General features: G+C 71.5%; 23 protein-coding genes and 1 pseudogene. 13 read left to right on the top strand and 11 right to left on the bottom strand.

Annotated features, from left to right (window positions below):
• Window positions 1-190: pseudogene (locus ACEPPI_RS18375) on the top strand (2-oxoacid:ferredoxin oxidoreductase subunit beta); the annotation flags it as partial.
• 46 nt (window positions 191-236) lie between these two features.
• Here the strand turns inward: ACEPPI_RS18375 and ACEPPI_RS18370 are convergent.
• Window positions 237-623 (bottom strand): winged helix-turn-helix transcriptional regulator, encoded by a 387-nt coding sequence (locus ACEPPI_RS18370; RefSeq protein ID WP_373916295.1) that lies wholly within the window; start codon window positions 621-623, stop codon window positions 237-239.
• 110 nt (window positions 624-733) lie between these two features.
• On the opposite strand from ACEPPI_RS18370, the gene ACEPPI_RS18365 reads away from it, so the two are divergent.
• The 3 genes from ACEPPI_RS18365 to ACEPPI_RS18355 all read left to right on the top strand — a co-directional run bounded on the left by ACEPPI_RS18365 (window position 734) and on the right by ACEPPI_RS18355 (window position 4,228).
• Window positions 734-1,588 carry an SDR family oxidoreductase gene (locus tag ACEPPI_RS18365; protein ID WP_373916294.1) on the top strand — a complete coding sequence of 285 codons (855 nt, stop codon included), beginning with the start codon at window positions 734-736 and terminating at the stop codon, window positions 1,586-1,588.
• A gap of 120 nt (window positions 1,589-1,708) precedes the next feature.
• Window positions 1,709-2,707 (top strand): EamA family transporter RarD, encoded by a 999-nt coding sequence (rarD, locus tag ACEPPI_RS18360; RefSeq protein WP_373916293.1) that lies wholly within the window; start codon window positions 1,709-1,711, stop codon window positions 2,705-2,707.
• Between the two features lie 204 nt (window positions 2,708-2,911).
• Window positions 2,912-4,228 carry a M28 family metallopeptidase gene (locus tag ACEPPI_RS18355; protein WP_373916292.1) on the top strand — a complete coding sequence of 439 codons (1,317 nt, stop codon included), beginning with the start codon at window positions 2,912-2,914 and terminating at the stop codon, window positions 4,226-4,228.
• A gap of 32 nt (window positions 4,229-4,260) precedes the next feature.
• On the opposite strand, the gene ACEPPI_RS18350 is transcribed toward ACEPPI_RS18355, so the two are convergent.
• From ACEPPI_RS18350 to ACEPPI_RS18335, 4 genes are all read right to left on the bottom strand, one after another.
• Window positions 4,261-4,677 carry a hypothetical protein gene (locus ACEPPI_RS18350; protein ID WP_373916291.1) on the bottom strand — a complete coding sequence of 139 codons (417 nt, stop codon included), beginning with the start codon at window positions 4,675-4,677 and terminating at the stop codon, window positions 4,261-4,263.
• Window positions 4,674-4,877 carry a hypothetical protein gene (locus tag ACEPPI_RS18345; RefSeq protein ID WP_234333790.1) on the bottom strand — a complete coding sequence of 68 codons (204 nt, stop codon included), beginning with the start codon at window positions 4,875-4,877 and terminating at the stop codon, window positions 4,674-4,676. Before ACEPPI_RS18345 ends, ACEPPI_RS18350 begins: the two co-directional genes overlap by 4 nt.
• A gap of 97 nt (window positions 4,878-4,974) precedes the next feature.
• On the bottom strand, window positions 4,975-6,207 hold the full coding sequence (locus ACEPPI_RS18340) for an outer membrane lipoprotein carrier protein LolA (protein ID WP_373916290.1): 1,233 nt from the start codon (window positions 6,205-6,207) through the stop codon (window positions 4,975-4,977).
• 227 nt (window positions 6,208-6,434) lie between these two features.
• A complete protein-coding gene (locus ACEPPI_RS18335) occupies window positions 6,435-7,445 on the bottom strand; it encodes a polyprenyl synthetase family protein (RefSeq protein ID WP_373916289.1) in 1,011 nt (336 codons plus the stop codon).
• A gap of 211 nt (window positions 7,446-7,656) precedes the next feature.
• Between ACEPPI_RS18335 and ACEPPI_RS18330 the strand changes: the two genes are divergently transcribed.
• From ACEPPI_RS18330 to ACEPPI_RS18320, 3 genes are all read left to right on the top strand, one after another.
• On the top strand, window positions 7,657-9,153 hold the full coding sequence (locus tag ACEPPI_RS18330) for a peptide MFS transporter (RefSeq protein ID WP_373916298.1): 1,497 nt from the start codon (window positions 7,657-7,659) through the stop codon (window positions 9,151-9,153).
• Window positions 9,154-9,174: 21 nt separating this feature from the next.
• A complete protein-coding gene (locus ACEPPI_RS18325) occupies window positions 9,175-11,181 on the top strand; it encodes a CocE/NonD family hydrolase (protein ID WP_373916288.1) in 2,007 nt (668 codons plus the stop codon).
• A 341-nt stretch (window positions 11,182-11,522) separates the two neighbouring features.
• Complete coding sequence (locus ACEPPI_RS18320; RefSeq protein ID WP_373916287.1) at window positions 11,523-12,377, top strand: hypothetical protein; 855 nt, start codon at window positions 11,523-11,525, stop codon at window positions 12,375-12,377.
• Window positions 12,378-12,435: 58 nt separating this feature from the next.
• On the opposite strand, the gene ACEPPI_RS18315 is transcribed toward ACEPPI_RS18320, so the two are convergent.
• Genes ACEPPI_RS18315 through ACEPPI_RS18305 form a run of 3 tightly spaced genes read right to left on the bottom strand, consistent with a single transcriptional unit; the run spans window position 12,436 to window position 13,677 of the window.
• Window positions 12,436-12,630: a DUF397 domain-containing protein gene (locus tag ACEPPI_RS18315; RefSeq protein ID WP_351036966.1), complete on the bottom strand. Its 195-nt coding sequence runs from the start codon at window positions 12,628-12,630 to the stop codon at window positions 12,436-12,438.
• A gap of 19 nt (window positions 12,631-12,649) precedes the next feature.
• Entirely contained in the window at window positions 12,650-12,844 is a 195-nt protein-coding gene (locus ACEPPI_RS18310; protein WP_373916286.1) for a DUF397 domain-containing protein, read from the bottom strand.
• Window positions 12,841-13,677 carry a helix-turn-helix transcriptional regulator gene (locus ACEPPI_RS18305; protein WP_285526340.1) on the bottom strand — a complete coding sequence of 279 codons (837 nt, stop codon included), beginning with the start codon at window positions 13,675-13,677 and terminating at the stop codon, window positions 12,841-12,843. Before ACEPPI_RS18305 ends, ACEPPI_RS18310 begins: the two co-directional genes overlap by 4 nt.
• A gap of 154 nt (window positions 13,678-13,831) precedes the next feature.
• Here ACEPPI_RS18305 and ACEPPI_RS18300 point away from each other — a divergent pair, with 154 nt between their 5' ends.
• Window positions 13,832-14,023 (top strand): hypothetical protein, encoded by a 192-nt coding sequence (locus ACEPPI_RS18300; protein WP_373916285.1) that lies wholly within the window; start codon window positions 13,832-13,834, stop codon window positions 14,021-14,023.
• 109 nt (window positions 14,024-14,132) lie between these two features.
• Entirely contained in the window at window positions 14,133-14,516 is a 384-nt protein-coding gene (locus ACEPPI_RS18295) for a hypothetical protein (RefSeq protein WP_373916284.1), read from the top strand.
• Here the strand turns inward: ACEPPI_RS18295 and ACEPPI_RS18290 are convergent.
• Window positions 14,507-15,313 (bottom strand): HAD family hydrolase, encoded by an 807-nt coding sequence (locus ACEPPI_RS18290; RefSeq protein WP_373916283.1) that lies wholly within the window; start codon window positions 15,311-15,313, stop codon window positions 14,507-14,509. The genes ACEPPI_RS18295 and ACEPPI_RS18290 overlap by 10 nt on opposite strands.
• Window positions 15,314-15,454: 141 nt before the next feature.
• On the opposite strand from ACEPPI_RS18290, the gene fahA reads away from it, so the two are divergent.
• The 4 genes from fahA (at window position 15,455) to ACEPPI_RS18270 (ending at window position 18,894) form a co-directional block, all read left to right on the top strand.
• Entirely contained in the window at window positions 15,455-16,684 is a 1,230-nt protein-coding gene (gene fahA, locus ACEPPI_RS18285) for a fumarylacetoacetase (RefSeq protein ID WP_373916282.1), read from the top strand.
• Window positions 16,685-16,820: 136 nt separating this feature from the next.
• Complete coding sequence (locus ACEPPI_RS18280; RefSeq protein ID WP_373916281.1) at window positions 16,821-17,438, top strand: hypothetical protein; 618 nt, start codon at window positions 16,821-16,823, stop codon at window positions 17,436-17,438.
• Window positions 17,439-17,534: 96 nt separating this feature from the next.
• The gene (locus ACEPPI_RS18275) at window positions 17,535-18,152 is read left to right on the top strand and encodes a hypothetical protein (RefSeq protein WP_373916280.1); all 618 of its coding nucleotides are present in this window, start codon (window positions 17,535-17,537) and stop codon (window positions 18,150-18,152) included.
• Window positions 18,153-18,273: 121 nt separating this feature from the next.
• Window positions 18,274-18,894 carry a Uma2 family endonuclease gene (locus ACEPPI_RS18270; protein WP_373916279.1) on the top strand — a complete coding sequence of 207 codons (621 nt, stop codon included), beginning with the start codon at window positions 18,274-18,276 and terminating at the stop codon, window positions 18,892-18,894.
• A 63-nt stretch (window positions 18,895-18,957) separates the two neighbouring features.
• On the opposite strand, the gene nuoN is transcribed toward ACEPPI_RS18270, so the two are convergent.
• Both nuoN and ACEPPI_RS18260 read right to left on the bottom strand, forming a co-directional pair.
• On the bottom strand, window positions 18,958-20,613 hold the full coding sequence (nuoN, locus tag ACEPPI_RS18265; RefSeq protein ID WP_373916278.1) for an NADH-quinone oxidoreductase subunit NuoN: 1,656 nt from the start codon (window positions 20,611-20,613) through the stop codon (window positions 18,958-18,960).
• Window positions 20,610-22,202: an NADH-quinone oxidoreductase subunit M gene (locus tag ACEPPI_RS18260; protein ID WP_373916277.1), complete on the bottom strand. Its 1,593-nt coding sequence runs from the start codon at window positions 22,200-22,202 to the stop codon at window positions 20,610-20,612. The genes nuoN and ACEPPI_RS18260 overlap by 4 nt, the downstream gene beginning before the upstream one ends.
• Window position 22,203: the final 1 nt, after the last annotated feature.

Genomic DNA, 22,203 nt, shown 5'->3' with positions numbered 1-22,203 from the left:
CTTCGCCCTCTCCCGCCTCGCCGACCCCGACACCCTCCACCACACCCCCATCGGCGTCTTCCGCGACACCACCCGCCCCGTCTACGACACCCTCATGGCCGACCAGCTCGACAAGGCCGTCGACCAGAAGGGCAAGGGCGACCTGGCGACCCTGCTCGCGGGCAACGACACCTGGACGGTCGTCGGATAGCAGGCGGCCGCCGGCCGGCCGCAGCCGTACGGAAGCCCGGATCCCGCTACGGGGTCCGGGCTTCGTCGTACGCGACGGTCCGGGCTTCGTCGTACGCGACGCGGGCCCGCTCCACCTCGCCGGTGCGCCGCTCGGTCCAGCGCGCCAGCGCCCACACCTGCTCGGCGGCCTCACGGCCCAGGTCCGTCAGGGAGTAGTCCACGTGCGGCGGGATCACCGGGCGGGCGTGGCGCAGGACGAAGCCGTCGCGTTCCAGGGTCTGGAGGGTCTGGGCCAGCATCTTCTCGCTGACCCCGCCCACCTCGCGGCGCAGCTCGCTGAACCGGTACGAGCGCTCGAACAGGGCGGCGAGCACCAGGACGCCCCAGCGGCTGGTGACGTGCTCCAGGATCCCGCGCGAAGGACACATGGGGGCTTTGACACTTACTTCCATACCAGTACCTTACTTTGAAGTGGGTACTTACAGATAGTTAGCGCTCTCCATAAGCTCGTGTCATCACCGCAGGAGAACACCAGAGACACCCGCACAGGAGCGTGAGCGTCATGAGCATCGTCGTCACCGGAGCCACCGGATCCCTCGGCCGCCTCGTCGTCGAGGAGCTGCTGGGCAAGGTTCCCGCTGACCGGCTGGCCGTCGTCGTACGGAACGAGGAGAAGGCCGCAGACCTGGCCGCGCGCGGCATCGAGGTTCGGGTCGCGGACTACGACGACCCCGCGAGCCTGGCCGGCGCCTTCCGGGCCGGCGACCGTGTGCTGCTGATCTCCGGCAGCGAGGTCGGCCGCCGCGTCCCGCAGCACACGGCCGTGATCAAGGCGGCGGAGGCGGCCGGGGTGGCCCAGCTGGCCTACACCGGGATCCTCGGCGGGCCCGAGGCGGACTTCGAGCTGGCGGCCGAGCACAAGGTCACCGAGCAGGCGGTCCTCGACTCCGGCCTCCCCTACACCTTCCTGCGCAACGGCTGGTACCACGAGAACTACACCGCGCAGCTGGCCGCGGTCCTGGAGCACGGGGCGGTCCTCGGCAGCGCGGGCGAGGGCCGGATCGCCTCGGCGGCCCGCGCCGACTACGCGGCGGCGGCAGCCGAAGTACTGACCGGCGAGGGCCACCTGAACCGGGTCTACGAGCTCTCCGGGGACACCGCCTGGAGCCTGGCCGAGTACGCCGCCGAGGTGGCGCGGCAGTCCGGGCGCGAGGTCGCGTACTCCGCCGTCCCGGCGGACGCGCACCTGACGGCGCTGACCGGGGCCGGGGTACCCGAGGGCTTCGCGGCGCTCCTGGTCGACGTGGACGCGGCGATCTCGCGCGGCCGTCTCGCCGGGACCAGCGGGGACCTGGCCCGGCTGATCGGACGGCCGACGACCCCGGTCGCGCGGGCCATCGGCGCCGCCCTGGTCTGAGGACCGTGCGACGGCGGCCGGGTGTCATGAGTATCTCGCCGTAACGGGCATGACAGCGGCTCTCTGCGGCGCTACGGTCGTGAGGTTGTGAGATTGGCCGGAAGTCGCACTGGAGGGCCCGTGAAGGCACAGAACGAGCAGCGCACGGGTCTGCTCTACGGATTCGGCGCGTACGGGATGTGGGGGCTGGTCCCCCTCTTCTGGCCGCTGCTCAAGCCGTCCGGGGCGATCGAGATCCTCGCCCACCGCATGGTGTGGTCACTGGCGGTGGTCGGCGTCGCGCTGATCGCGCTGCGCCGCTGGAGCTGGATGGCGGAGCTGCTGCGCCAGCCGCGCAAGCTGGCGCTGACCGCGCTGGCCGCGACCGTGATCAGCGTGAACTGGGGCCTGTACATCTGGTCGGTCAACAACGGCCACGTGGTCGAGGCCAGCCTCGGCTACTTCATCAACCCGCTGGTGACCATCGCGCTCGGCGTCCTGGTCCTCGGGGAGCGGCTGCGCCGCCTCCAGTGGGCGGCGGTCGGCATCAGCTTCGCCGCCGTCCTGGTCCTGGCCATCGGGTACGGGCGTCCGCCGTGGATCTCGCTCGCCCTGGCCTCCTCCTTCGCCACCTACGGGCTGATCAAGAAGAAGCTCGGCATGGGCGGGCTGGAGTCGCTGACCGCCGAGACGGCGATGCTGTTCCTGCCGGCCCTGGGCTACCTGCTGTGGCTCGCCGCCGAGGGACGCTCGACGTTCGCCTCACTGGGGCTCGGACACTCCGCCCTGCTCGCCTCGACCGGGCTGGTCACCGCGATCCCGCTGGTCTGCTTCGGGGCGGCCGCGATCCGGGTCCCGCTGTCCACGCTGGGGCTGCTGCAGTACCTGGCGCCCGTGTTCCAGTTCGGGCTCGGGGTGCTGTACTTCCACGAGGCTATGCCGCCGGAGCGCTGGGCCGGCTTCTCCCTGGTCTGGGCCGCGCTGGTCCTGCTGAGCTGGGACGCGCTGCACAGCTCCCGGCGCTCGCGGGCCCGGCTCGCGGAGGCCGCGGGGAGCGCGGCGGCCCCCGTCACCGAGCCCGCCGCCCCGCCTGCCGACGCCCCCGCGGCGGGGGCGGCCCCCACCCGCGGGCCCGCGTAACGGCCTTCACTCCTCTCCCCCGGTCCCCGGTACGAAACCTTCGTACCGGGGATCGTCCGTTTACCGAACTCCCTTGACCGGATTGTGGTCTTGACGGGCCGTCACGCTCTCACTGAACATCAGGCTCGCACTGGCGCATCATCGTTCATCTGATCGATCCCGCACGTTCCGTCTCATCCCCATACGGAATCCCGGAGCCCCCACATGAGCCTGTCCGTCTCCCGGCGCCTGGCCGCCGTGACCGCACTCGCGGTCGCGGGCCTGCTGGCCGCCACCTCCCCCGCCGCGCTCGCCGCGCCCACGGCCGTCGCCGCCGCGCCGACCCCGCCCGACATCCCGCTGGCCAACGTCAAGGCGCACCTGGCGCAGTTCTCCTCGATAGCCGCCGCCAACGGCGGCAACCGCGCCCACGGCCGGTCCGGCTACAAGGCCTCGATCGACTACGTGAAGGCCAAGCTGGACGCGGCCGGTTTCACCACCACGCTGCAGACCTTCACCTCCAGCGGCGCCACCGGCTACAACCTGATCGCCGACTGGCCGGGCGGCGACCCGAACTCCGTGCTGATGTCCGGCTCCCACCTCGACTCGGTGACGGCCGGCGCGGGCATCAACGACAACGGCTCCGGCTCGGCGGCCGTCCTGGAGTCGGCGCTGGCCGTCTCCCGCGCGGGCCTGCAGCCCACCAAGCACCTGCGTTTCGGCTGGTGGGGCGCGGAGGAGCTGGGCCTGATCGGCTCGAAGTACTACGTCAACAACCTGCCGGCGGCCGAGAAGGCGAAGATCTCCGGCTACCTGAACTTCGACATGATCGGCTCGCCGAACCCGGGCTACTTCGTCTACGACGACGACCCGACCATCGAGCAGACCTTCAAGAACTACTACGCCGGCCTCGGCATCCCCACCGAGATCGAGACCGAGGGCGACGGCCGCTCCGACCACGCCCCCTTCAAGAGCGCGGGCATCCCCGTCGGCGGCCTGTTCTCCGGCGCCGACTACACCAAGACGGCGGCGCAGGCCCAGAAGTGGGGCGGCACCTCCGGCCAGGCCTTCGACGCCTGCTACCACTCCTCCTGCGACACCACCGCGAACATCAACGACACCGCCCTGGACCGCAACGCGGACGCCATCGCCTACGCGATCTGGAACCTCGGGGCGGCCACCCCGGTCCCGCCGGGCCCGTCCTTCGAGAACACCGCGGACGTGAACATCCCGGACTCCCCCGGCGCCGCGGTGACCTCGCCGATCACGGTCTCCGGCGTCACGGGCAACGCTCCCGCCACCACCAAGGTCGACGTCAACATCGTCCACACCTACCGCGGTGACCTGGTGATCAACCTGATCGCCCCGGACGGCACGGCGTACCTGCTGAAGAATTCCAGCTCGGACTCGGCCGACAACGTGATCGCCACCTACACGGTGAACGCGTCGAGCGAGGTGGCCAACGGGGTCTGGAAGCTCCAGGTCAAGGACGTGGGGGCGCAGGACGTCGGTTACATCAACAGCTGGAAGATCACCTTCTGACGGCCGGTCCCCCCGACGAGGCGCCGGTGGTGCTACGCGTCCTCGGCGGCCGACCGCAGCGAGGCGGGCACGGGTTCCTGGATGCGGGCGCGCAGTTCCTCCGCGACCGCCCCGATGTCCACCCGGCCCAGCTTCGCGGCCTCCACCAGGTCGCCCAGCTCCTCCGGCGAGGGCAGCTGCTTGGCCCCGGCCACCCGCAGGTACGAGCGGGTGGCCGCGGCCGCGTAGAACTCGTTCATCGGGGATTCCAGCGCGGGGCACACGGCGAGGGTGTGCAGGAACGCGGCGGCCCGCCAGGCCGTGTCCGGAGCGGGCTGCTCGGGCACCAGCACCAGGTCGTTCTGGTGCCGGGCGACGGCCGCGGCGACCCCGGAGGGGTCCCACACGGCGGGATCCGACGGCAGATGGTGGGCCAGGGCCGTCCAGGCCCACTCCATGGTGATCTTCAATTGCCGAACCGCTCCTGGAAGTAGCCCCAGTGGTCGGCGAACTCCTCGATGCCGGACAGGAAGGTCTTCCGGTCCTCGTCGAGTTCGCGCTCGGTGACCTCGGTGATCAGCGCGGTCACCGTCGTCCCCAGCGCCGCCGCGCGCGCCTTGAGGCGCTCGTGGAACTCTTCGTCCAGGCGGATGGTGACGTGTCTCGACATGGCGTTCACGGTACAGCGGCCGTGCTGTACGCAGGAGCGGAACAGGACAAGGGTGGCCGGGGACACACGTCCCCGGCCACCCCCGTCGGTGGTGCGCCTACTTGGCGGAGTTCGCCGTCTTCACCAGCTGGTCCTTGGTGACCGCGCCGACGTAGACCTTGCCGTCATCGGTGATCAGCGCGTTGACCAGGCGGGTGGAGAAGATCCGGCCCTCGCCGAACTTCCCGCTGACCTTGTCCCCGAGGGAGTTCAGGAACTGCTTGGCCTCCTTCGGCGCGTTCTTGTCCTTCTCGATGTCGCCCAGGCTCTTGCCGGCACCGGTGTCGATGCGCGCGACCGTCGCCCAGCCCTCGCCGAGGACCTTCACGTCACCCTTGCCGTCCTTGCCGTTCGCCCCGCCGGTGAGGGCGTCCAGACCGGGGAAGGAGTCCAGCGGCCCGAACTCCTTGCCGTGGTCCCCGCCCTTGCCCGCGGCCTTGTCCGCGCCCTCGGTCACCTTGGCGCCCTTGGGCGGGGCGAAGGAGAAGGCGTCGGCGGCCGGCTTGGCGAAGTCGACCTGGGTGAAGCCCGCCTCGGCGATCGGCTTGCCGCCCTGGCTGGAGAGCACCTGGACGCGCAGCGGCACACCGTTCTTGGCGTCGACGGCGATCTGGACGGAGCCGACGGTGGAGCCGCCGTGCTTGGGCTTCAGGACGAGCTGGTAGGCGTCGCGGCCGGCGACCTGTGCGGTGTCGCCCACGGCGATGTCGGTGGTCGGGCCGGCCTGCTTGAGCAGGTCCTGGGCCAGCTGCTGCGGCGAGGCCGCGAGCCGGTCGGCCGTCTTCGGGTGCTCCTTGCCCTTGGCCCCGTCCTTGCCGGCCTCCTTGCCGTCGGCCTTGTCGTGGAAGGCCTCGTTGGACTTGGAATCGTAGCCCCAGACGTCCGTGCCGTTGTGGACGAGGGTGTACTCGTCCTTGCCGTCCAGGAAGGTCAGCTTCTGCCGGTCCGGGCCGTCGGCCGCGACACGGAAGGTGTGGGTGCCGTTGGCCAGCTGCGCGACCTTGTCCTGCGGGTCGGCCGAGCCTCCCGCGACCCCGCCGCCGCCCAGCAGGCCGGAGGCGAGCGTGGGCAGGCCCAGGTCGGTGCTGAGCTTGGCCGTGCCGGTGAGCTGCTGGACGTCGGAGGCGGCGACCTTCTCGATCAGCTGCTGCGCCGTCACCTTGGGCAGGTCCGGGCCGCCGGCGTTGGCGAAGGCCGGAACCATCGCCACGGTCGCCGCGGCGACGCCCGCCACCGCTACCGGTACCGCGTACCGGGCGGCCTTGCGAGAGGTCTTCGTGTTCGCTGCCATGTCAGTGCCCTGCCCTCTGTGTATGTGGCGGCGACCCCCGTGTCGCCGCTCTCACCCGATCCGGTGGGGTTGATGACTCCATCTGACCAAATGGGCGGCCCCGGGGCGTCAGTCCCCGGAATCAACTGCGCGTACGACCGTGGGATGACACGAAGGGGGCCCCTCACCCCGGACCCGTAGGGGTCGCGGCGGGCGAGGGGCCCCCTTGCGGTGTCGGCGGGGACGGCTCAGCCGGCCCGGTGGACCACCGCGTCGCACAGCTCTTCCAGGGCCGACTTCGCGAAGCACTCCGGCAGCGGGGCCAGCGTGGCGCGCGCGTCCTGCGCGTACTGGATGGTGTCGCGGCGGGCCTGCTCCAGCGCGGGGTGCACCCGCAGCCGGGCGAGCACCTCGGCGTGCCGGGCGTCGTCGCTCAGGTCACCGTCCAGCAGCCGTACGAGCTCCAGGTCCTCCTCGCGGCCGTCCCGCTCGGCCATCTCCCGCAGCCGCAGCACGGGGAGCGTGGGGATGCCCTCGCGCAGGTCGGTGCCGGGGGTCTTGCCGGACTCGTGGGAGTCGGAGGCGATGTCGAGGACGTCGTCGGCGAGCTGGAAGGCGGTGCCGAGGCGCTCGCCGTACTGGGTCAGGATGTCGACGACCGACTCGTCGGCCCCGGACATCATCGCCCCGAAGCGGCCGGAGACCGCGATCAGCGAGCCGGTCTTGCCGGCGATGACGTCGAGGTAGTGCGCGACCGGGTCGCGGCCGTCGCGCGGACCGGCCGTCTCCAGGATCTGGCCCGTCACCAGCCGCTCGAACGCCTCGGCCTGGACGCGTACGGCCTCGGGGCCGAGGTCGGCCAGGATGTGCGAGGCGCGGGCGAACAGGAAGTCACCCGTCAGGACGGCCACCGAGTTGCCCCAGCGGGCATTGGCGCTCTCCACCCCGCGGCGCACGTCCGCCTCGTCCATGACGTCGTCGTGGTAGAGCGTGGCCAGGTGGGTGAGCTCCACGACCACCGCGGACGGCACGATCCCGGGCGCGTAGGGGTCGCCGAAGCGGGAGGCGAGCATCACCAGCAGCGGCCGGAACCTCTTGCCTCCGGCGCGCACCAGATGCTGGGCGGCCTCGGTGATGAAGGGGACTTCGCTCTTGGTGGCTTCCAGCAGACCCGCCTCGACGGCGGCCAGTCCGGCCTGGACATCGGTTTCAAGAGCCTGGTCCCGCACGCTCAGTCCGAACGGCCCGACGACGGTCACGAGGGGTACTCCTGTCTGCTGACGATCACGCTGACGATCACCTGGATTGTCGATGTGTCGCTGCCATCACTCAAGCCAGCGTATCCGGTCTGTTTTCGATCACCCAGAGCGCCTGCCCGGTCGCCACGTGCGCATCGCCCGATCCGCACCGGTATGTTCTAAGGGACCCGAAACAACCGGAGAGTACGTTTTGTCCAGAACTGTGACCGATATAGACGAACCCAGAGACCCGGAGGCGGACCAGCCGCCACCCGGCGACGACCACGCCTTCCTCGGTCACCCCAGGGGTCTCGCCACCCTCTCCGGGCTTGAGGTCTGGGAGCGGTTCTCCTTCCTCGGCATGCAGGCCATCCTCGTCCTCTACTTCGCGGACACGGTCGCGAACGGCGGCCTGGGGATGAACCCGGCCACGGCCGCCTCCGTCTCGGCGGCCTACGGGACCATGGTCTACCTCGTCTCCGTGGCCGGCGGATGGCTCGCCGACCGCATCCTCGGTTCCTACCGCGCCGTCCTCTCCGGCGGCATCCTGATCGCCTGCGGCCACTACGCCATGGCCGTCCCCACGGCCACCATGACCTGGGTGGGCCTCGGCCTGATCAGCGCGGGCACCGGCCTGCTCAAGCCCAACGTGGCCGGCATGGTCGGCAAGCTGTACCGGACGGCCGACCAGCGGCGCGACGCCGGCTTCGCCCTCTACTACATGGGCATCAACATCGGCGCGTTCGCCGGACCGCTGGTCACCGCCTGGCTCGGCGAGCACAAGGGCTGGCACTGGGGCTTCTCCGCCGCCGCCATCGGGATGACCGCCGGGCTCGTCCAGTACGTCCTCGGACGCCGCCATCTGGCCGGACGCAAGCACTCGGCCGAGTACGCCCTTCCCCCCGACGCGATGCGCGCCGCCGTCCGGAAGATCGTCGGCGGCTGCGTCGCCTTCGCCGTCATCGCCACCCTCCTGGCGGTCGTCGGCTGGTTGACGATGGGCCGTCTCGTCGATCTCCTCACCCTCGCCTCGGTGATCGCCCCGGTCGTCTACTTCACGCTCATGTTCCGCAGCCCGCGCGTCAGCGCCGAGGAGCGCGGACGCCTGCGCCCCTACGTGGTCCTCTTCCTGGCCTCGGTCGCCTTCAACTTCATCCTCTTCCAGGCCTACTCGACGATGATGCTGCTCGCCTCGACGAACGCCCGCACCGAGATCCTCGGCTTCGACTTCCCGGCGGGCTGGTACGCGTCGGCGCTCGGCGCCTTCGAGGTGCTGCTGGCCCCGGTGGTGGCGGCGCTGTGGGTCCGCATGGGGCCCCGCCAGCCGCACGCCTCCAACAAGATCGCCATCGGGGTGATCCTGGGCGGCCTGTCGTTCCTGCTGATGGTGATCCCCACCTCGGGCCACGACGGCGAGGCGTACAAGATGGCCGCCTGGTGGATCGTCGGCTCGTACCTGCTGCTGGGGCTCGGCGACGTCCTGCTGGAGACCTCCGGCATGTCGGCCACCACCAAGCTCGCCCCCAAGGCCTACACCAACCAGACGATGGCCCTGTGGTTCCTCTCCCTGGCCCTCGCCAACGGCATCCAGGCCCAGGTGGTCAAGGTCTACGGCACCGTGTCCGACCCGGTGTACTTCGGCGTCAACGGCGCCGTCGCGGTCGCGGCGGGCCTGGCAGTGATCGCGCTGGCGCCCTGGCTGCGCCGCACGATGCATCCCGTCCACTGAGGGGCCGGTGAAACCACTCCGATGATCATCCGAACCGACTTCCCGTACGCGACCACCCACGAGGACGTCCGCATCCCGATGCCCGACGGCGTCGAGCTGTACGCCCGCATCTGGCGCCCGGTCACCGACGGGCCCGTCCCGGCCCTGCTGGAGTACCTCCCGTACCGGCTCACCGACTGGACCGCCCCGCGCGACGCCCAGCGCCACCCCTGGTACGCGGGCCACGGCTACGCCTCCGTACGGGTCGACGTGCGCGGCCACGGCGTCAGCGGGGGCCGCCCCGGCGACGAGTACGACGCCCGGGAACTGGCCGACGGGGTCGCCGTGGTGGAGTGGCTGGCCGCCCAGCCCTGGTGCACGGGCGCGGTCGGCATGTTCGGGATCTCCTGGGGCGGCTTCAACAGCCTCCAGATCGCCGCGCTCGCCCCCCGGGCGCTGAAGGCCGTCGTCACCGTCTGCTCCACCGACGACCGCTACGACAACGACGTGCACTACATGGGCGGCTCGGTCCTCGCCGTGGACATGCACGCCTGGGCCGCCACGATGCTGGCCTTCACCGCCCGCCCGCCGGACCCCCGCTACGCCGGGGACGGCTGGCGCCGCCAGTGGACCGACCGCCTGGAGGGCATGGAGCCCCTGATCCACACCTGGCTCTCCCACCAGACCCGGGACGCCTACTGGCGCCACGGCAGCGTCTGCGAGGACTACGGGGCCGTCCGCGCGGCCGTCCTCGCCGTCGGCGGCTGGCACGACCCGTACCGGGACACGGTCCTGCGCCTGGTCTCCGCGCTGCCCGCCTCCCGCGTCCGGGGGCTGATCGGCCCCTGGTCGCACCAGTACCCAGACCGGGGACTGCCGCCGGGCCCGGCCATCGGCTTCCTCCAGGAGACCCTGCGCTGGTGGGACCACTGGCTCAAGGGCGAGGACAACGGGGTCATGGAGGAGCCGCTGCTGCGCTCCTGGATCAGCGAGTCGCACCGCCCCGCGACCGTGTACGAGCGGCTGGAGGGCCGCTGGGTCGGCGACCGGGCCTGGCCCTCCCCGACGGTGGTCCCCGTCTCCTACGGGCTCCAGGGCGCCCCGGTGGTCGTGGCCTCGCCCCAGCACACCGGGCTGGACGCGGGCCGCTTCTTCCCCTTCGGCAACGCCGCCGACCTGCCGCCGGACCAGCGGGAGGAGGACGCGAAGTCGGCCTGCTTCGAGTTCCCGGTGGCGCCGGGCGAGCCGGTGGAGATCCTCGGCCGCCCGTCGGTGACCCTGCGGCTGCGGATGGACGTCCCGTACGGGCAGGTCGTGGCCCGGCTGTGCGACGTCGCCCCCGACGGGTCCTCGACCCTGGTCACCCGGGGCGCGCTGAACCTGTCGGCCCGCCGGGGCCGGGACCGGGCGGCGCCGTGGACCCCGGGCGCGCAGGAGGACGTCACCTTCGAGCTGAACGGCATCGGCCACGCCTTCCCTCCCGGCCACCGGATCCGCCTCGCCCTGTCCTCCGCGTACTGGCCGTGGATCTGGCCCCGCGCCGGCTCCGAGGCCGGCTGGACCCTCGACCCGACCGGCTCCACCCTGGAACTCCCGGTCCGCGCGGGCTCCCCCGCCACGGACGCGGGCATCGTCTTCGAGGCCCCGGAACAGGCGGAGCCGCTGGGCGTGTCCTACCCCGAGACCCTGGACGGGCCGCACCCCGAGCGGCTGGTCGTACGGGACGTGGCGCGCGGCACCTGGCGCCTGGAGGTGGACCCCCGCTACGGCGGCACCCGGGTCTACCCGGACGGCCTGGAGTACGAGGAGGAGGCGGCGGAGGTCTACGAGATCCAGGACGCCGATCCGCTGTCCGCGGCCTGCCGCTCGCAGTGGCGGATCCGGCTCCACCGGCCGGAGGAGGGCTGGGACGCCCGGGTGGAGACCCGCTCGGAGATCACGTGCGACGAGGGCGGCTTCCTGACGTCCAACGAGGTGGTGTGCCGGGAGGGCGAGGAGGTCGTCTTCCACCGCACCTGGGAACGCCGCCTGCCGAGGACGGCGGGCTAGGGTCCGGGCGCGGCTTCCGCGACGACTCCCTGCCGCGACCGCCAAGTACCGTCGTGGATCGGTGATCGGCGCTGTCAGAGGGTGCTGGCAGCATCGTCGTCATGGATGCCGTCCGTACCACCCCGCCGCGGCCGCTCGACGTCACCGCGGTCTTCCCCCGACTGGCCCCGCTGGCACGCACGGCGACCCGGTTGCATCCCCGCCCCGGAGCTCCTTCGGTGCACGACAGTTCGGTGGGGGGGGGGCCGGGGGGGGGCGGGGGCGGGGCCCCGGCCGCCCCCCCCCCCCCCCCCGAGCCCTGGCCGCACTGCGACGCCCCGCACGAGGGCGGGGACCACGCCTTGGCCGAGCTGCGCCTGCAGCAGCGCATCCGGGCGAGCGAGGCGATGCACCCGGACGGCGATGCGCCCGCCCCGGGGTACACACCTGCGGAGCAGGCGGTCCTGGACCGGCTCGACTCCGACGAAACCTGGCACGACAGCTCGTGGCTTGAGGGCCCGGTCGCCCTGCTGCCCCTGGCCCAGCTCTACGTGCGTGACGTCCCCGGGCTGCGCCCGCCCGCGGGGGCCGGGGCGGACCTGCTCCAGGTGCTGTGGTGCCCCTTCGACCACCCTCCGGAGCAGTACATGCCCAGGACCGTGGTGGTCTGGCGGTCCGCGGCCGCCGTCAACGAGGTCCTCACCTCACCCCCGGAACCGCCCCTGGTCGTCGAGGAATACCTGCCGGAGCCGTGCGTGCTCGCGCCGGAGCAGGTCACCGAGTACCCCGGTCCCGGGGAGTTGAGCGGGGAACTGCTGGAGCAGATCGGGGACTGGAGCCTGTGGCAGGAGGCCGGCGCCGGTGTGGACAGCTCCTACGCCCCCTACCCGGACTCGTTCTACGGGAGCCACCTGTCCGTCGCCCCCGGGTGGAAGGTCGGTGGCTGGCCCATGTGGGGCTACACCGACCCCGCTCCCCGGTCCTGCCCCGCGTGCGGCACCGCGATGGACCCGCTGCTGACCATCGCCACCTTCGAATGGGACAGCAGCAACGGCAGCTGGATCCCGTACGAAGACCAGGCCGCCGCATCCTCGACCGACCCCCGCTACCGCGACCTGACGCAACCGACCCGGATCCAGATCGGCAGCGGCTACAAACAGCAGCTCTACTTCTGCCCGGCGGCTCCGGAGCATCCCCATATCGAGCTGATGCAGTAGCCGGCCGGCGGTCAGCCGAACAGGCCCCGGGCTGCCCGCCCGGGGCCCGCCGGGCCGCTCAGACGGCCTTGAGACCGTCGACGAAGGCGGAGAACGCGTCGGCGGTGAAGCCGAGTTCGGGGCCGTCGGTGCGCTTGGAGTCCCGGACGGGGACCACACCGCGCGACGGGACGAGGTTGGTGGCGACCTCGACGCAGGCGCCGCCGTTGTCGCTGTAGGAGGACTTGAACCAGCGGGGGGATTCGGTCGTCACGAGGTGCCCTTTCTCGACGTCAGACGGCCTTGACGCCGTCCACGAAGGCGGAGAACGCGGCGGCGGTGAAGTCGAGTTCCGGACCATCGGCGCGCTTGGAGTCCCGGACGGGAACGACACCGCGCGAGGCGACGAGGTTGGTGGCGACCTCGACGCACTGGCCGCCGTTTTCACTGTAGGAGGACGTGAACCAGCGGGGGGATTCGATCGTCACGACGTGCCCTTTCTTAGCTGATCGATCATGGCCACAGAAGCCGCCTGCGAGTGCGCTCCGGCCTGCAGCTGATGGTAGGCCGTCAGCATCGGCACCACGGAGCTGTTGTCCCGTTCCAGATGTCCCCGTTGGGCGGATTCGGAGTAGGACATGATCGAGCGGTCGGGCAGTGTCAGCACCGTGACGGGCAGGCTGAGCGGGCGACGCTCTCCCATGTCGAACGGAGCGACCTGGAGGACAGTGTTCGGCAATTCGGCGAATTCGAGCAGTCGCGTGAACTGCTCCTCCATGAGGGCACGTCCGCCAATGGGTCGACGCAGACAGCTCTCGTCCAACACCACGAACACCAGCGGCGGGGGAGTGCGGAGCAACGCCGCCTGCCGCTCCGAGACGACGGCGATTCGCTCCCTCGCGTGATCCGCCGTGATGGCACCTCTCTTGACGGTGCTCTCGGTGACCACCGTCGCGTACTCCGGCGTCTGGAGCAGTCCCGGTATGACGCCGACCTCGTACAGCCGGATCTCCACCGCCCGGCTCTCGTAGCCGAGGAACTCCGGGAAGCCCTCCAGCAGGACGCCGTGCCGGATCTCCCGCCACTGGCGTTCGAACGTGTTCTCGGTCCCCGCGGTGCCGAAGACCGCGTCCGCACTGCGCGCGAAACGCAGAGTAGAAATCTTGCGCCCGGTTTCCACCGCCGAGACGTGCGTGCTGGAGTAGCCCAGCCGCTTCCCGAGCTCCTCCTGCTTCCAGCCGCGCTCTTCCCGCGAGCTGCGCAGACGTGCCCCGAAGGCGGCTTCGGGGCCCGCTTCGGGGTTCAACTCCTTGCGATTCACAGGCTCGTGACCAATCTTCCGTTCCGCACTGGCAAGTTGAAGTGTCCCCACCGCCCGGCCACTCTGAACCCGCTTGGTAGCGGCATCGCTACGGAGAGGAACCGCCGTGTGTGGAACGCCCCTTCCCCCGCCCCCCGTTCCCGGAACCCTCGTCGTGGACACCGGCCGCGACGACCGGCTCGGGGAGTTCCGGGGCCTCGCCGGACCGTACTGGGCGCTGCGGCCCGTGCGCGGGGGCCCCGAGTGGGAGGCGGAGCCGCGCGAGGTGCGGCTCGCCGACCCCATGGAGCGGCTCCGGGCCGAGATCGCACGGTGCAACGCCCGCAGCGCGGAGGGCCGGCCGTGAGGGGCCCGGAACGACCCCCCGCCGAGCGGGCCACCGCGCTCGCCGTGACCCTGGGGGCCGTCGCCTGGGTCTGCTGCGTGGCCTGCATCGTCGCCCGGGGGTGGTCCGCGTGAGCAACCCCTGCGGGGCGCCCGGGCTCCTGTCGGCCTCCCACCTCGACGCCCTCGCGGAACTCCTCGCCGGGAACGCCCGCGCCCTGCGGGCCGCGCTCGCGGAGGGCCCCGAGCTGCGCTGCGCGCTCGAACGGCACTCCGGACCCCACATGGACCTGGTCCACGACTCCGGCTCCGGTGCGGCCCTGTGGGCCCAGTGGCCCGGCCCGGGCAGCGACGGGTGGCTGGAAACAGTCGTCACCCTGCCCGACTGCCCGGCCACCACCCCCGGCCGCGGCACGGGCTGCTGGGCGTACCTGGCCCACCCCGGCGCGCACACCTGGGAGCTCACCCCGCCCTGGGCCGTCGGCCGGAGTCCGGTCCGGCGCGTTCAGGAATAGAGGCGCTCCAGGACCACCGCGATGCCGTGCGCCTCGTTCGAGAGGGTCACCTCGTCGGCCACGGCCAGCAGCTCGCGGTGGGCGTTGGCCATCGCCACCCCGTGCGCCGCCCAGGCGAACATCGGGACGTCGTTCGGCATGTCGCCGAAGGCGATCGTCGACGAGGCCGGCAGGTCCAGGACCTCCGCCGCGCGGGCCAGCCCGTCCGCCTTGTCGACGCCGGGCGGCTGGAGCTCCACCGTGTGCTCCCCGGCCATCGTGACGTTCACCAGGTCCCCGGCCACCGCGCGCGCCAGTCGCGTCAGCTCGTCGTCGTCCAGGCGCGGGTGCTGGAGCAGCACCTTGTTGATCGGCGCCGACCAGAGGTCCTCGCGCCGGGGGACGCGGACCATGGGCAGGTGCGGGTGCCACATCCGGTAGCCCGGTCCCATCAGGGTCTCCCCGTCGAGCCCCTCCTGGTTGACGGCCGCGTACACCTCGCCGACCTCGGCTTCGATCTTGCCGAGGGCCACCTCCGCAAGGCCGCGGTCCATCGAGACGGAGTGCAGCAGGCGCCCGCGCGCCGTGTCGTACACCTGCGCGCCCTGCCCGCACACCGCGAGCCCCGTATACCCAAGATCCTCCAGGATCTTCCGGACCTGCGGGACGGGGCGTCCGGTGACCACGATGTGCTGGGCTCCCGCCGCGCGCGCCGTGGCGAGGGCCGCGTGGGAGCGGGCGGAGACGGTGTCCGCGGCGCACAGCAGAGTCCCGTCCAGGTCAGTGGCGATCAAGACATAGGGAAGGGCGGAAGTCACGGCGCCAAGGATACGGACCCCATTGGACAAGTCCTACAAATAGCGCCCGAATCCGGCCTCCCACAGACCCCACCAGACACGTAACGTGTCAGCCAGCCCCCGGGACACCCCCGGACCGCATGGAAAGCGAGGCAGTACCCCATGCCCCAGCAGAGCCCCCTCGACGTTCCCGAGGGCGACCCGTTCGGGCCGCACAACCTCCCCTACGGCGTGTTCAGCACCTCCGAGGAGCCGCAGCGCCGCCGCGTCGGCGTGCGGATCGGCGGGCACGTGCTCGACGCCGGGGCCGTGGCCGTCGCGCTCGGGTCCCCGTACGCCGGACTCCTCGCCCAGGGCTCGCTGAACCCCCTGCTGGCCGCCGGCCGCACCGCCTGGCGGGACGTGCGCCGCGCCCTGACCGCCTGGGTGACCGACCCCGGCCACCGCGGGACCGTAGAGCCGCACCTGCTGCCGCTCGACACCGTCACCCTGCACCTGCCGTACGAGGTCGCGGACTACGTCGACTTCTACGCGAGCGAGCACCACGCCACCAACGTCGGCAAGATCTTCCGCCCGGACGGGGACGCGCTGACCCCCAACTGGAAGCACCTGCCCATCGGTTACCACGGCCGGTCGGGAACGATCGTGGTGTCGGGCACGGACGTCGTACGCCCCTCCGGGCAGCGCAAGGCCCCCACCGACCCGGCGCCCGTCTTCGGGCCCTCGGTCAAGCTCGACATCGAGGCGGAGGTCGGCTTCGTCGTCGGCACCCCCTCCGAGCTGGGCCACCCCGTCGCGCTCGGCGACTTCGAGGACCACGTCTTCGGCCTCTTCCTCCTCAACGACTGGTCCGCGCGAGACGTCCAGGCCTGGGAGTACGTGCCGCTCGGCCCCTTCCTCGGCAAGTCCTTCGCCACCTCCGTCTCCGCCTGGGTGACCCCCCTGGAGGCCCTGGACGCGGCCCGCGTGGCCCCGCCCGCCCGGGACTTCCCGCTCCTGCCCTACCTCGACGACTCCGCGGCCGACCGCCCCGGCGGCTTCGACCTGCACATCACCGTCTCCATCAACGGGCAGGAGGTGGCGCGCCCGCCGTTCGCCTCGATGTACTGGACCGCCGCCCAGCAGCTGGCCCACATGACCGTCAACGGCGCCTCGCTGCGCACGGGCGACGTGTTCGGCTCCGGCACCGTCAGCGGCCCCGAGGTCGACCAGCGCGGCTCGCTCCTGGAGCTCACCTGGAACGGCCGCGACGCCATCGAGCTGGCCGACGGCAAGCGCACCTTCCTGGAGGACGGCGACACCGTCACCCTCACCGCCTGGGCCCCCGGCGCCGACGGCACCCGCGTCGGCCTCGGCGAGGTCACCGGCCGGATCGTGGGCTCGGCCGGCTAGACCCTCCTGCGGGGTGGCGGGCCTTCCCGCCGCCCCGCGGGGACCCGCGCCCGTGCGTAGGCCGCACGGGCGGCCCGGCCACCCGTACGCTCCCCCACCCGTGGCGGGGCCGGAGGGGCCGGGTGAGGCTGCTCGCATGCCCCCTCGCAAAGCGAAGCTCATCCCGCTCGTCCCGCTGGCCCTCGCGGCCGCCGCGACCCTGGCGGCCGCGCCGTCGGCCGCCGCCGCGCCCGCCCCGCCCACCCCGGCCGCCGGGCCGTCGTCCCGGCTCGCGCCCGCCGCCCAGCTGGCCCTGACCTACCGGGCCACCGCCAAGTACCACCGGCACAGCGTCGGCGTCGCCGACGGGTACGTCCCCGACAAGTACTGCGTCACGAACCCGTCCGGCGGCACCGGCTCCCTCGGCTACCCGCACTTCAACCACGCCTACGACGGCTCCGTCGACCCGGCCAAGCCCACCGCCCTGCTCTACGAGGGCGACGGCAAGGGCCGCTGGCGCCTGGCCGGCCTCGAATGGATGGTCGTGGACAAGGACGGCCTGGTGGAGACCGACGACGACCGCCCGTCCCTGTTCGGGGAGCCCTTCCGCGGCCCGCTGCCCCCGCGCTTCCCGGGGCAGAAGGTGCACTACTCGCTGCACCTGTGGCTGTGGAAGGACAACCCCGCCGGACGGTTCGAGCCCTTCAACACCGCGCTCACCTGCCGCCCCGGCACCACCAGACCCCGCCCGGTCGCCCCCGCCGCCACCCCTTAGGGGAGGGGGCTGCCCCCGTTCGGAGGCCCGCCGCGTGCAGGGCGTTCCGAGCGCCCTGATGGTGGACGAAACGGCCTCATCCCTCCAGGAGTTCCGATGCCCGTACGCAGCCTGAAGCCCGTTCTCGCCTGCGCGGCCGCCGTGTCGCTCGGCCTCGCCGCCGTGCCCGCGGCCCACGCGGTGGACGGTCCCGCGCCCGACCCGCGCAACCGTCAGGCCATGCGGGACATGGCGACGGCGATCTCGGTGACGGCCAAGTACGTGGACGAACAGGAGGCCATCAAGGACGGGTACGTCCCGCACGGCGAAGCGTGCATGAGCAACCCGTTCGGGGTCGGCTCCATGGGCTACCACTACGTCAAGGAGGCCTACTGGGGTTCGAAGGACCCCGCCAGGCCGACCGCGCTCCTCTACAGCTACACGAAGGACCGCAACGGCCGGCGCAAGCTCCAGACCGTGGAGTGGATGTCCACCGACCGCGACCAGGACCTGACGACCACCGACGACCGGCCCAGCATGTTCGGGCTGCCCTTCGACGGGCCGATGCCCGGCCACTGGGCGGGCATGCCCAAGCACTACGACCTGCACATGTGGGCGTACGAGAAGAACCCGGCGGGCCGCTTCCACAACTGGAACCCGGCCCTTCCCTGCCCGAACAAGGCCCCGGTGGTACCGGGCGCCACCACACCGTCGACGCACGCGCACGGCCACTAGGCGGCACCGACCGACGTCGTCAACTGCCTCCCGCATATGCCTCACCCGAAAGGACGGGGTTCCGCGATTGTCCGGCGCTACGCTGAGCAGACTCGCGAGACTCTGCCCCATGGGAGCACTGATGAGCGTCGAATCCGCAGCGCCGCAGCCTGAACCGGAGCCGGGGCCGCGCTGGCCGATCCCGCCGGCGGGCGGCTGGACCGCGGACGACCTGGACACGCTTCCGAATCTGCCTCCGCACACGGAGCTGATCGACGGGAGCCTGGTCTTCGTGAGTCCGCAGAGCGTCTTCCACGAGCGGGCCATCGACTTGTGCAAGTGGCAACTGCAATCGGTGGCCCCTGACGACTTCGAGGTCTTCCGCGAATTCACCATCGACATCGACAAGCTGAATCGGCCCGAGCCGGACGTCGTCGTCGTGCGCGCGGATGTCGTCGACGCTCTGGAACAGACGCGATTCCCTGCCGAGGCCGTGGTTCTGGCCATCGAAGTGGTCTCCCCCGACTCCATCGGGCGCGACCGCGAAACGAAGCCGTTGAAGTACGCCAGGGCCGGGATCCTCCACTTCTGGCGGGTGGAAAACAAGGAAGGCCGGGCCGTGGTCTACGTCTACGAACTCGACCCCGCCACCGAGAAGTACGTCGCCACCGGCATCTTCCACGACCGCCTAAGGGTCTCCGTCCCCTTCCCCGTCGACCTCGACCTGACCGCCATCACCCCGAAACGGCGCAGCGCCGAATAGCACCCCGCACGCGACAGGGCCCGGCTCCCCCGAGGGAGCCGGGCCCTGTCGCGTACGGCCGGGTCAGCGGACGAAGGTGCTCGCCTGCCCCGCCAGGTCCAGGAAGTACTGCGGGGCCAGACCCAGCACCAGGGTGACGGCCACGCCGACCGCGATGGTCGTCATCGTCAGCGGCGAGGGGACGGCCACGGTCGGGCCGTCGGCCTTCGGCTCGCTGAAGAACATCAGCACGATCACCCGGATGTAGAAGAACGCGGCGATCGCGGACGAGATCACACCGACCACGACCAGCACCCCCGCGCCGCCCTCCGCCGCCGCCTTGAACACGGCGAACTTGCCCGCGAAGCCCGAGGTCAGCGGGATGCCGGCGAAGGCCAGCAGGAACACGGCGAACACGGCCGCAGTGAGCGGCGAACGCCGGCCCAGCCCCGCCCACTTCGACAGGTGCGTGGCCTCGCCGCCCGCGTCGCGCACCAGCGTGACCACCGCGAAGGCGCCGATCGTCACGAAGGAGTAGGCGAACAGGTAGAAGAGGACGGACTGGACGCCCTCCGCCGAGGTCGCGATCACACCGGCCAGGATGAAGCCCGCGTGCGCGATCGAGGAGTACGCCAGGAGCCGCTTCATGTCGGTCTGGGTCACGGCGATCACCGCGCCCGCCAGCATCGTGACGATCGCGACGCCCCACATGACCGGCCGCCAGTCCCAGCGCAGGCCGGGGAGGACCACGTAGAGCAGGCGCAGCAGCGCGCCGAAGGCGGCCACCTTGGTCGCGGCGGCCATGAAGCCGGTGACCGGGGTCGGGGCGCCCTGGTAGACGTCCGGGGTCCACATGTGGAAGGGGACCGCGCCGACCTTGAACAGCAGGCCCATCAGGATCAGCGCACCGCCGATCAGCAGCAGCGCGTCGTTGCCCATGGTGGAGGCCAGGGCCGGGTCGAGCTTGGCGACGGTGCCGTCGACCACGTCGGCGATCACCGCGTAGGAGACGGAGCCCGCGTAGCCGTAGATCAGGGCGATGCCGAAGAGGAGGAAGGCGGAGGAGAACGCGCCGAGCAGGAAGTACTTGACCGCGGCCTCCTGCGACATCAGCCGCTGGCGGCGGGCGACGGCGCAGAGCAGGTACAGCGGGAGGGAGAAGACCTCCAGCGCGATGAACAGCGTCAGCAGGTCGTCGGCCGCCGGGAAGATCAGCATGCCGGCGATCGCGAACAGCGCCAGCGGGAACACCTCGGTGGTGGTGAACCCGGCCTTGACGGCGGCCTTCTCGCTGTCGCTGCCCGGTACGGACGCGGCCTGGGCGGCGAAGGAGTCCACCCGGTTGCCGTGCGCCTTCGGGTCGAGGCGGCGCTCGGCGAAGGTGAACACGGCCACGATCGAGGCCAGCAGGATCGTGCCCTGGAGGAACAGGGCCGGGCCGTCCACGGCGATGGCGCCCATGGCCGCGATGTGCGCCTTGGTGCTGCCGTAGCCGCCGGCGGCGAGGCCGACGACCGCCGCGAAGGCCGAGGCCAGGGCGGCGACGGCCAGGAACACCTGGACGTAGTAGCGGGACTTGCGCGGGACGAAGGCCTCGACGAGGACTCCGAGGACGGCCGCGCCCACCACGATCAGCGTGGGCGCGAGCTGCGCGTACTCGATGTGCGGGGCCGGGATCTTGTCGGCCGGTCCGTTGGCCGCCAGGGTCAGCAGGGCCTGGGCAGCAGTCGCGGTGCTCACTTCGCCGCCTCCCCATTCTTGGCCTCGACGGCCACCTCGGGCTTCGGGTCGGTCTGCTTCACGTCCGACATGGTGTGCTCCACCGCCGGGTTGACGATCGTCGTGAGCGGCTGCGGGTAGACGCCCAGTCCGATCAGCAGCGCGATCAGCGGGGCGACCACGAGGACCTCGCGCAGGCGCAGGTCCCGCATGCCGGAGACCTCCTCCTTGACGGGGCCGGTCATGGTGCGCTGGTACAGGACCAGGGTGTAGAGCGCCGCCAGCACGATGCCGACGGTGGCGATGATCCCGACGACCGGGTAGCGGGCGAACGTGCCGACCAGCACCAGGAACTCGCTGACGAAGGGCGCCAGGCCCGGCAGGGAGAGGGTGGCGAGGCCGCCGATCAGGAAGGTGCCGGCGAGGACCGGGGCCACCTTCTGGACGCCGCCGTAGTCGGCGATGAGCCGCGAGCCGCGCCGGGAGATCAGGAATCCGGCGACCAGCATCAGCGCGGCCGTCGAGATGCCGTGGTTGACCATGTAGAGCGTCGCGCCCGACTGGCCCTGGGAGGTCATCGCGAAGATGCCCAGGATGATGAAGCCGAAGTGCGAGATCGACGCGTAGGCGACCAGCCGCTTGATGTCCCGCTGCCCGACCGCGAGGAGCGCGCCGTAGACGATGCTGATCAGGGCCAGGACGAGGATCACCGGGGTGGCCCACTTGCTGGCGTCGGGGAAGAGCCCGAGGCAGAAGCGGAGCATCGCGAAGGTGCCGACCTTGTCGACGACCGCGGTGATCAGGACGGCGACCGGGGCGGTGGCCTCGCCCATCGCGTTCGGCAGCCAGGTGTGCAGCGGCCACAGCGGGGCCTTCACCGCGAAGGCGAAGAAGAAGCCGAGGAAGAGGAGCCGCTCGGTGTTGGTGGCCATGTCCAGGGTGCCCGCGGCGCGGGCGGCGGTGATCTCCTGGAGGGAGAAGTTCCCGGCGACCACGTACAGCCCGATGACGGCGGCCAGCATGATCAGGCCGCCGACCAGGTTGTAGAGGAGGAACTTGACCGCCGCGTACGAGCGCTGCGCGGCCGCGTTCTCGTCGGTCCCGGAGTGCGCCCGGTCCCCGAAGCCGCCGATGAGGAAGTACATCGGGATGAGCATGGCTTCGAAGAAGATGTAGAAGAGGAAGACGTCGGTGGCCTCGAAGGAGATGATCACCATCGCCTCGACCATCAGGATCAGGGCGAAGAAGCCCTGCGTCGGCCGCCAGCGCGAGTTCGACGTCTCCAGGGGGTCGGCGTCGTTCCAGCCGGCGCCGATCACGAAGGGGATCAGCAGGGCGGTGAGCGCGATCAGCGCCACCCCGATGCCGTCGACGCCCAGTTCGTAGCGGACGCCGAAGTCGGGGATCCAGGCGTGGGACTCGGTGAGCTGGTAGCGGTCGCCACCGGGCTCGAAGCCGACCGCGACCAGCACGGCCAGGGCCAGCGTGGCCAGGGAGAACAGCAGCGCGAGCCATTTGGCGGCGGTCCTGCGGGAGGCCGGGACGGCCGCCGTGAGGACCGCGCCGACCGCGGGCACGGCCGCCGTCACCGTCAGAAGCGGGAAACTCATC

This window comes from Streptomyces sp. AB3(2024) (assembly GCF_041862025.1).
GTDB lineage: Bacteria > Actinomycetota > Actinomycetes > Streptomycetales > Streptomycetaceae > Streptomyces.
Note: the sequence above shows the minus strand (reverse complement) of the source record. Positions and strands in the feature narration are given on the sequence as shown.

Bases quoted from the DNA above. Each gene is read 5' to 3' on its own strand.
- ACEPPI_RS18370 (WP_373916295.1), bottom strand. From the start codon at position 623: ATGGAAGTAAGTGTCAAAGCCCCCATGTGTCCTTCGCGCGGGATCCTG.
- ACEPPI_RS18365 (WP_373916294.1), top strand. From the start codon at position 734: ATGAGCATCGTCGTCACCGGAGCCACCGGATCCCTCGGCCGCCTCGTC.
- ACEPPI_RS18355 (WP_373916292.1), top strand. From the start codon at position 2,912: ATGAGCCTGTCCGTCTCCCGGCGCCTGGCCGCCGTGACCGCACTCGCG.
- ACEPPI_RS18345 (WP_234333790.1), bottom strand. From the start codon at position 4,877: ATGTCGAGACACGTCACCATCCGCCTGGACGAAGAGTTCCACGAGCGC.
- ACEPPI_RS18340 (WP_373916290.1), bottom strand. From the start codon at position 6,207: ATGGCAGCGAACACGAAGACCTCTCGCAAGGCCGCCCGGTACGCGGTA.
- ACEPPI_RS18325 (WP_373916288.1), top strand. From the start codon at position 9,175: ATGATCATCCGAACCGACTTCCCGTACGCGACCACCCACGAGGACGTC.
- fahA (WP_373916282.1), top strand. From the start codon at position 15,455: ATGCCCCAGCAGAGCCCCCTCGACGTTCCCGAGGGCGACCCGTTCGGG.
- ACEPPI_RS18280 (WP_373916281.1), top strand. From the start codon at position 16,821: ATGCCCCCTCGCAAAGCGAAGCTCATCCCGCTCGTCCCGCTGGCCCTC.
- ACEPPI_RS18275 (WP_373916280.1), top strand. From the start codon at position 17,535: ATGCCCGTACGCAGCCTGAAGCCCGTTCTCGCCTGCGCGGCCGCCGTG.
- ACEPPI_RS18270 (WP_373916279.1), top strand. From the start codon at position 18,274: ATGAGCGTCGAATCCGCAGCGCCGCAGCCTGAACCGGAGCCGGGGCCG.
- ACEPPI_RS18260 (WP_373916277.1), bottom strand. From the start codon at position 22,202: ATGAGTTTCCCGCTTCTGACGGTGACGGCGGCCGTGCCCGCGGTCGGC.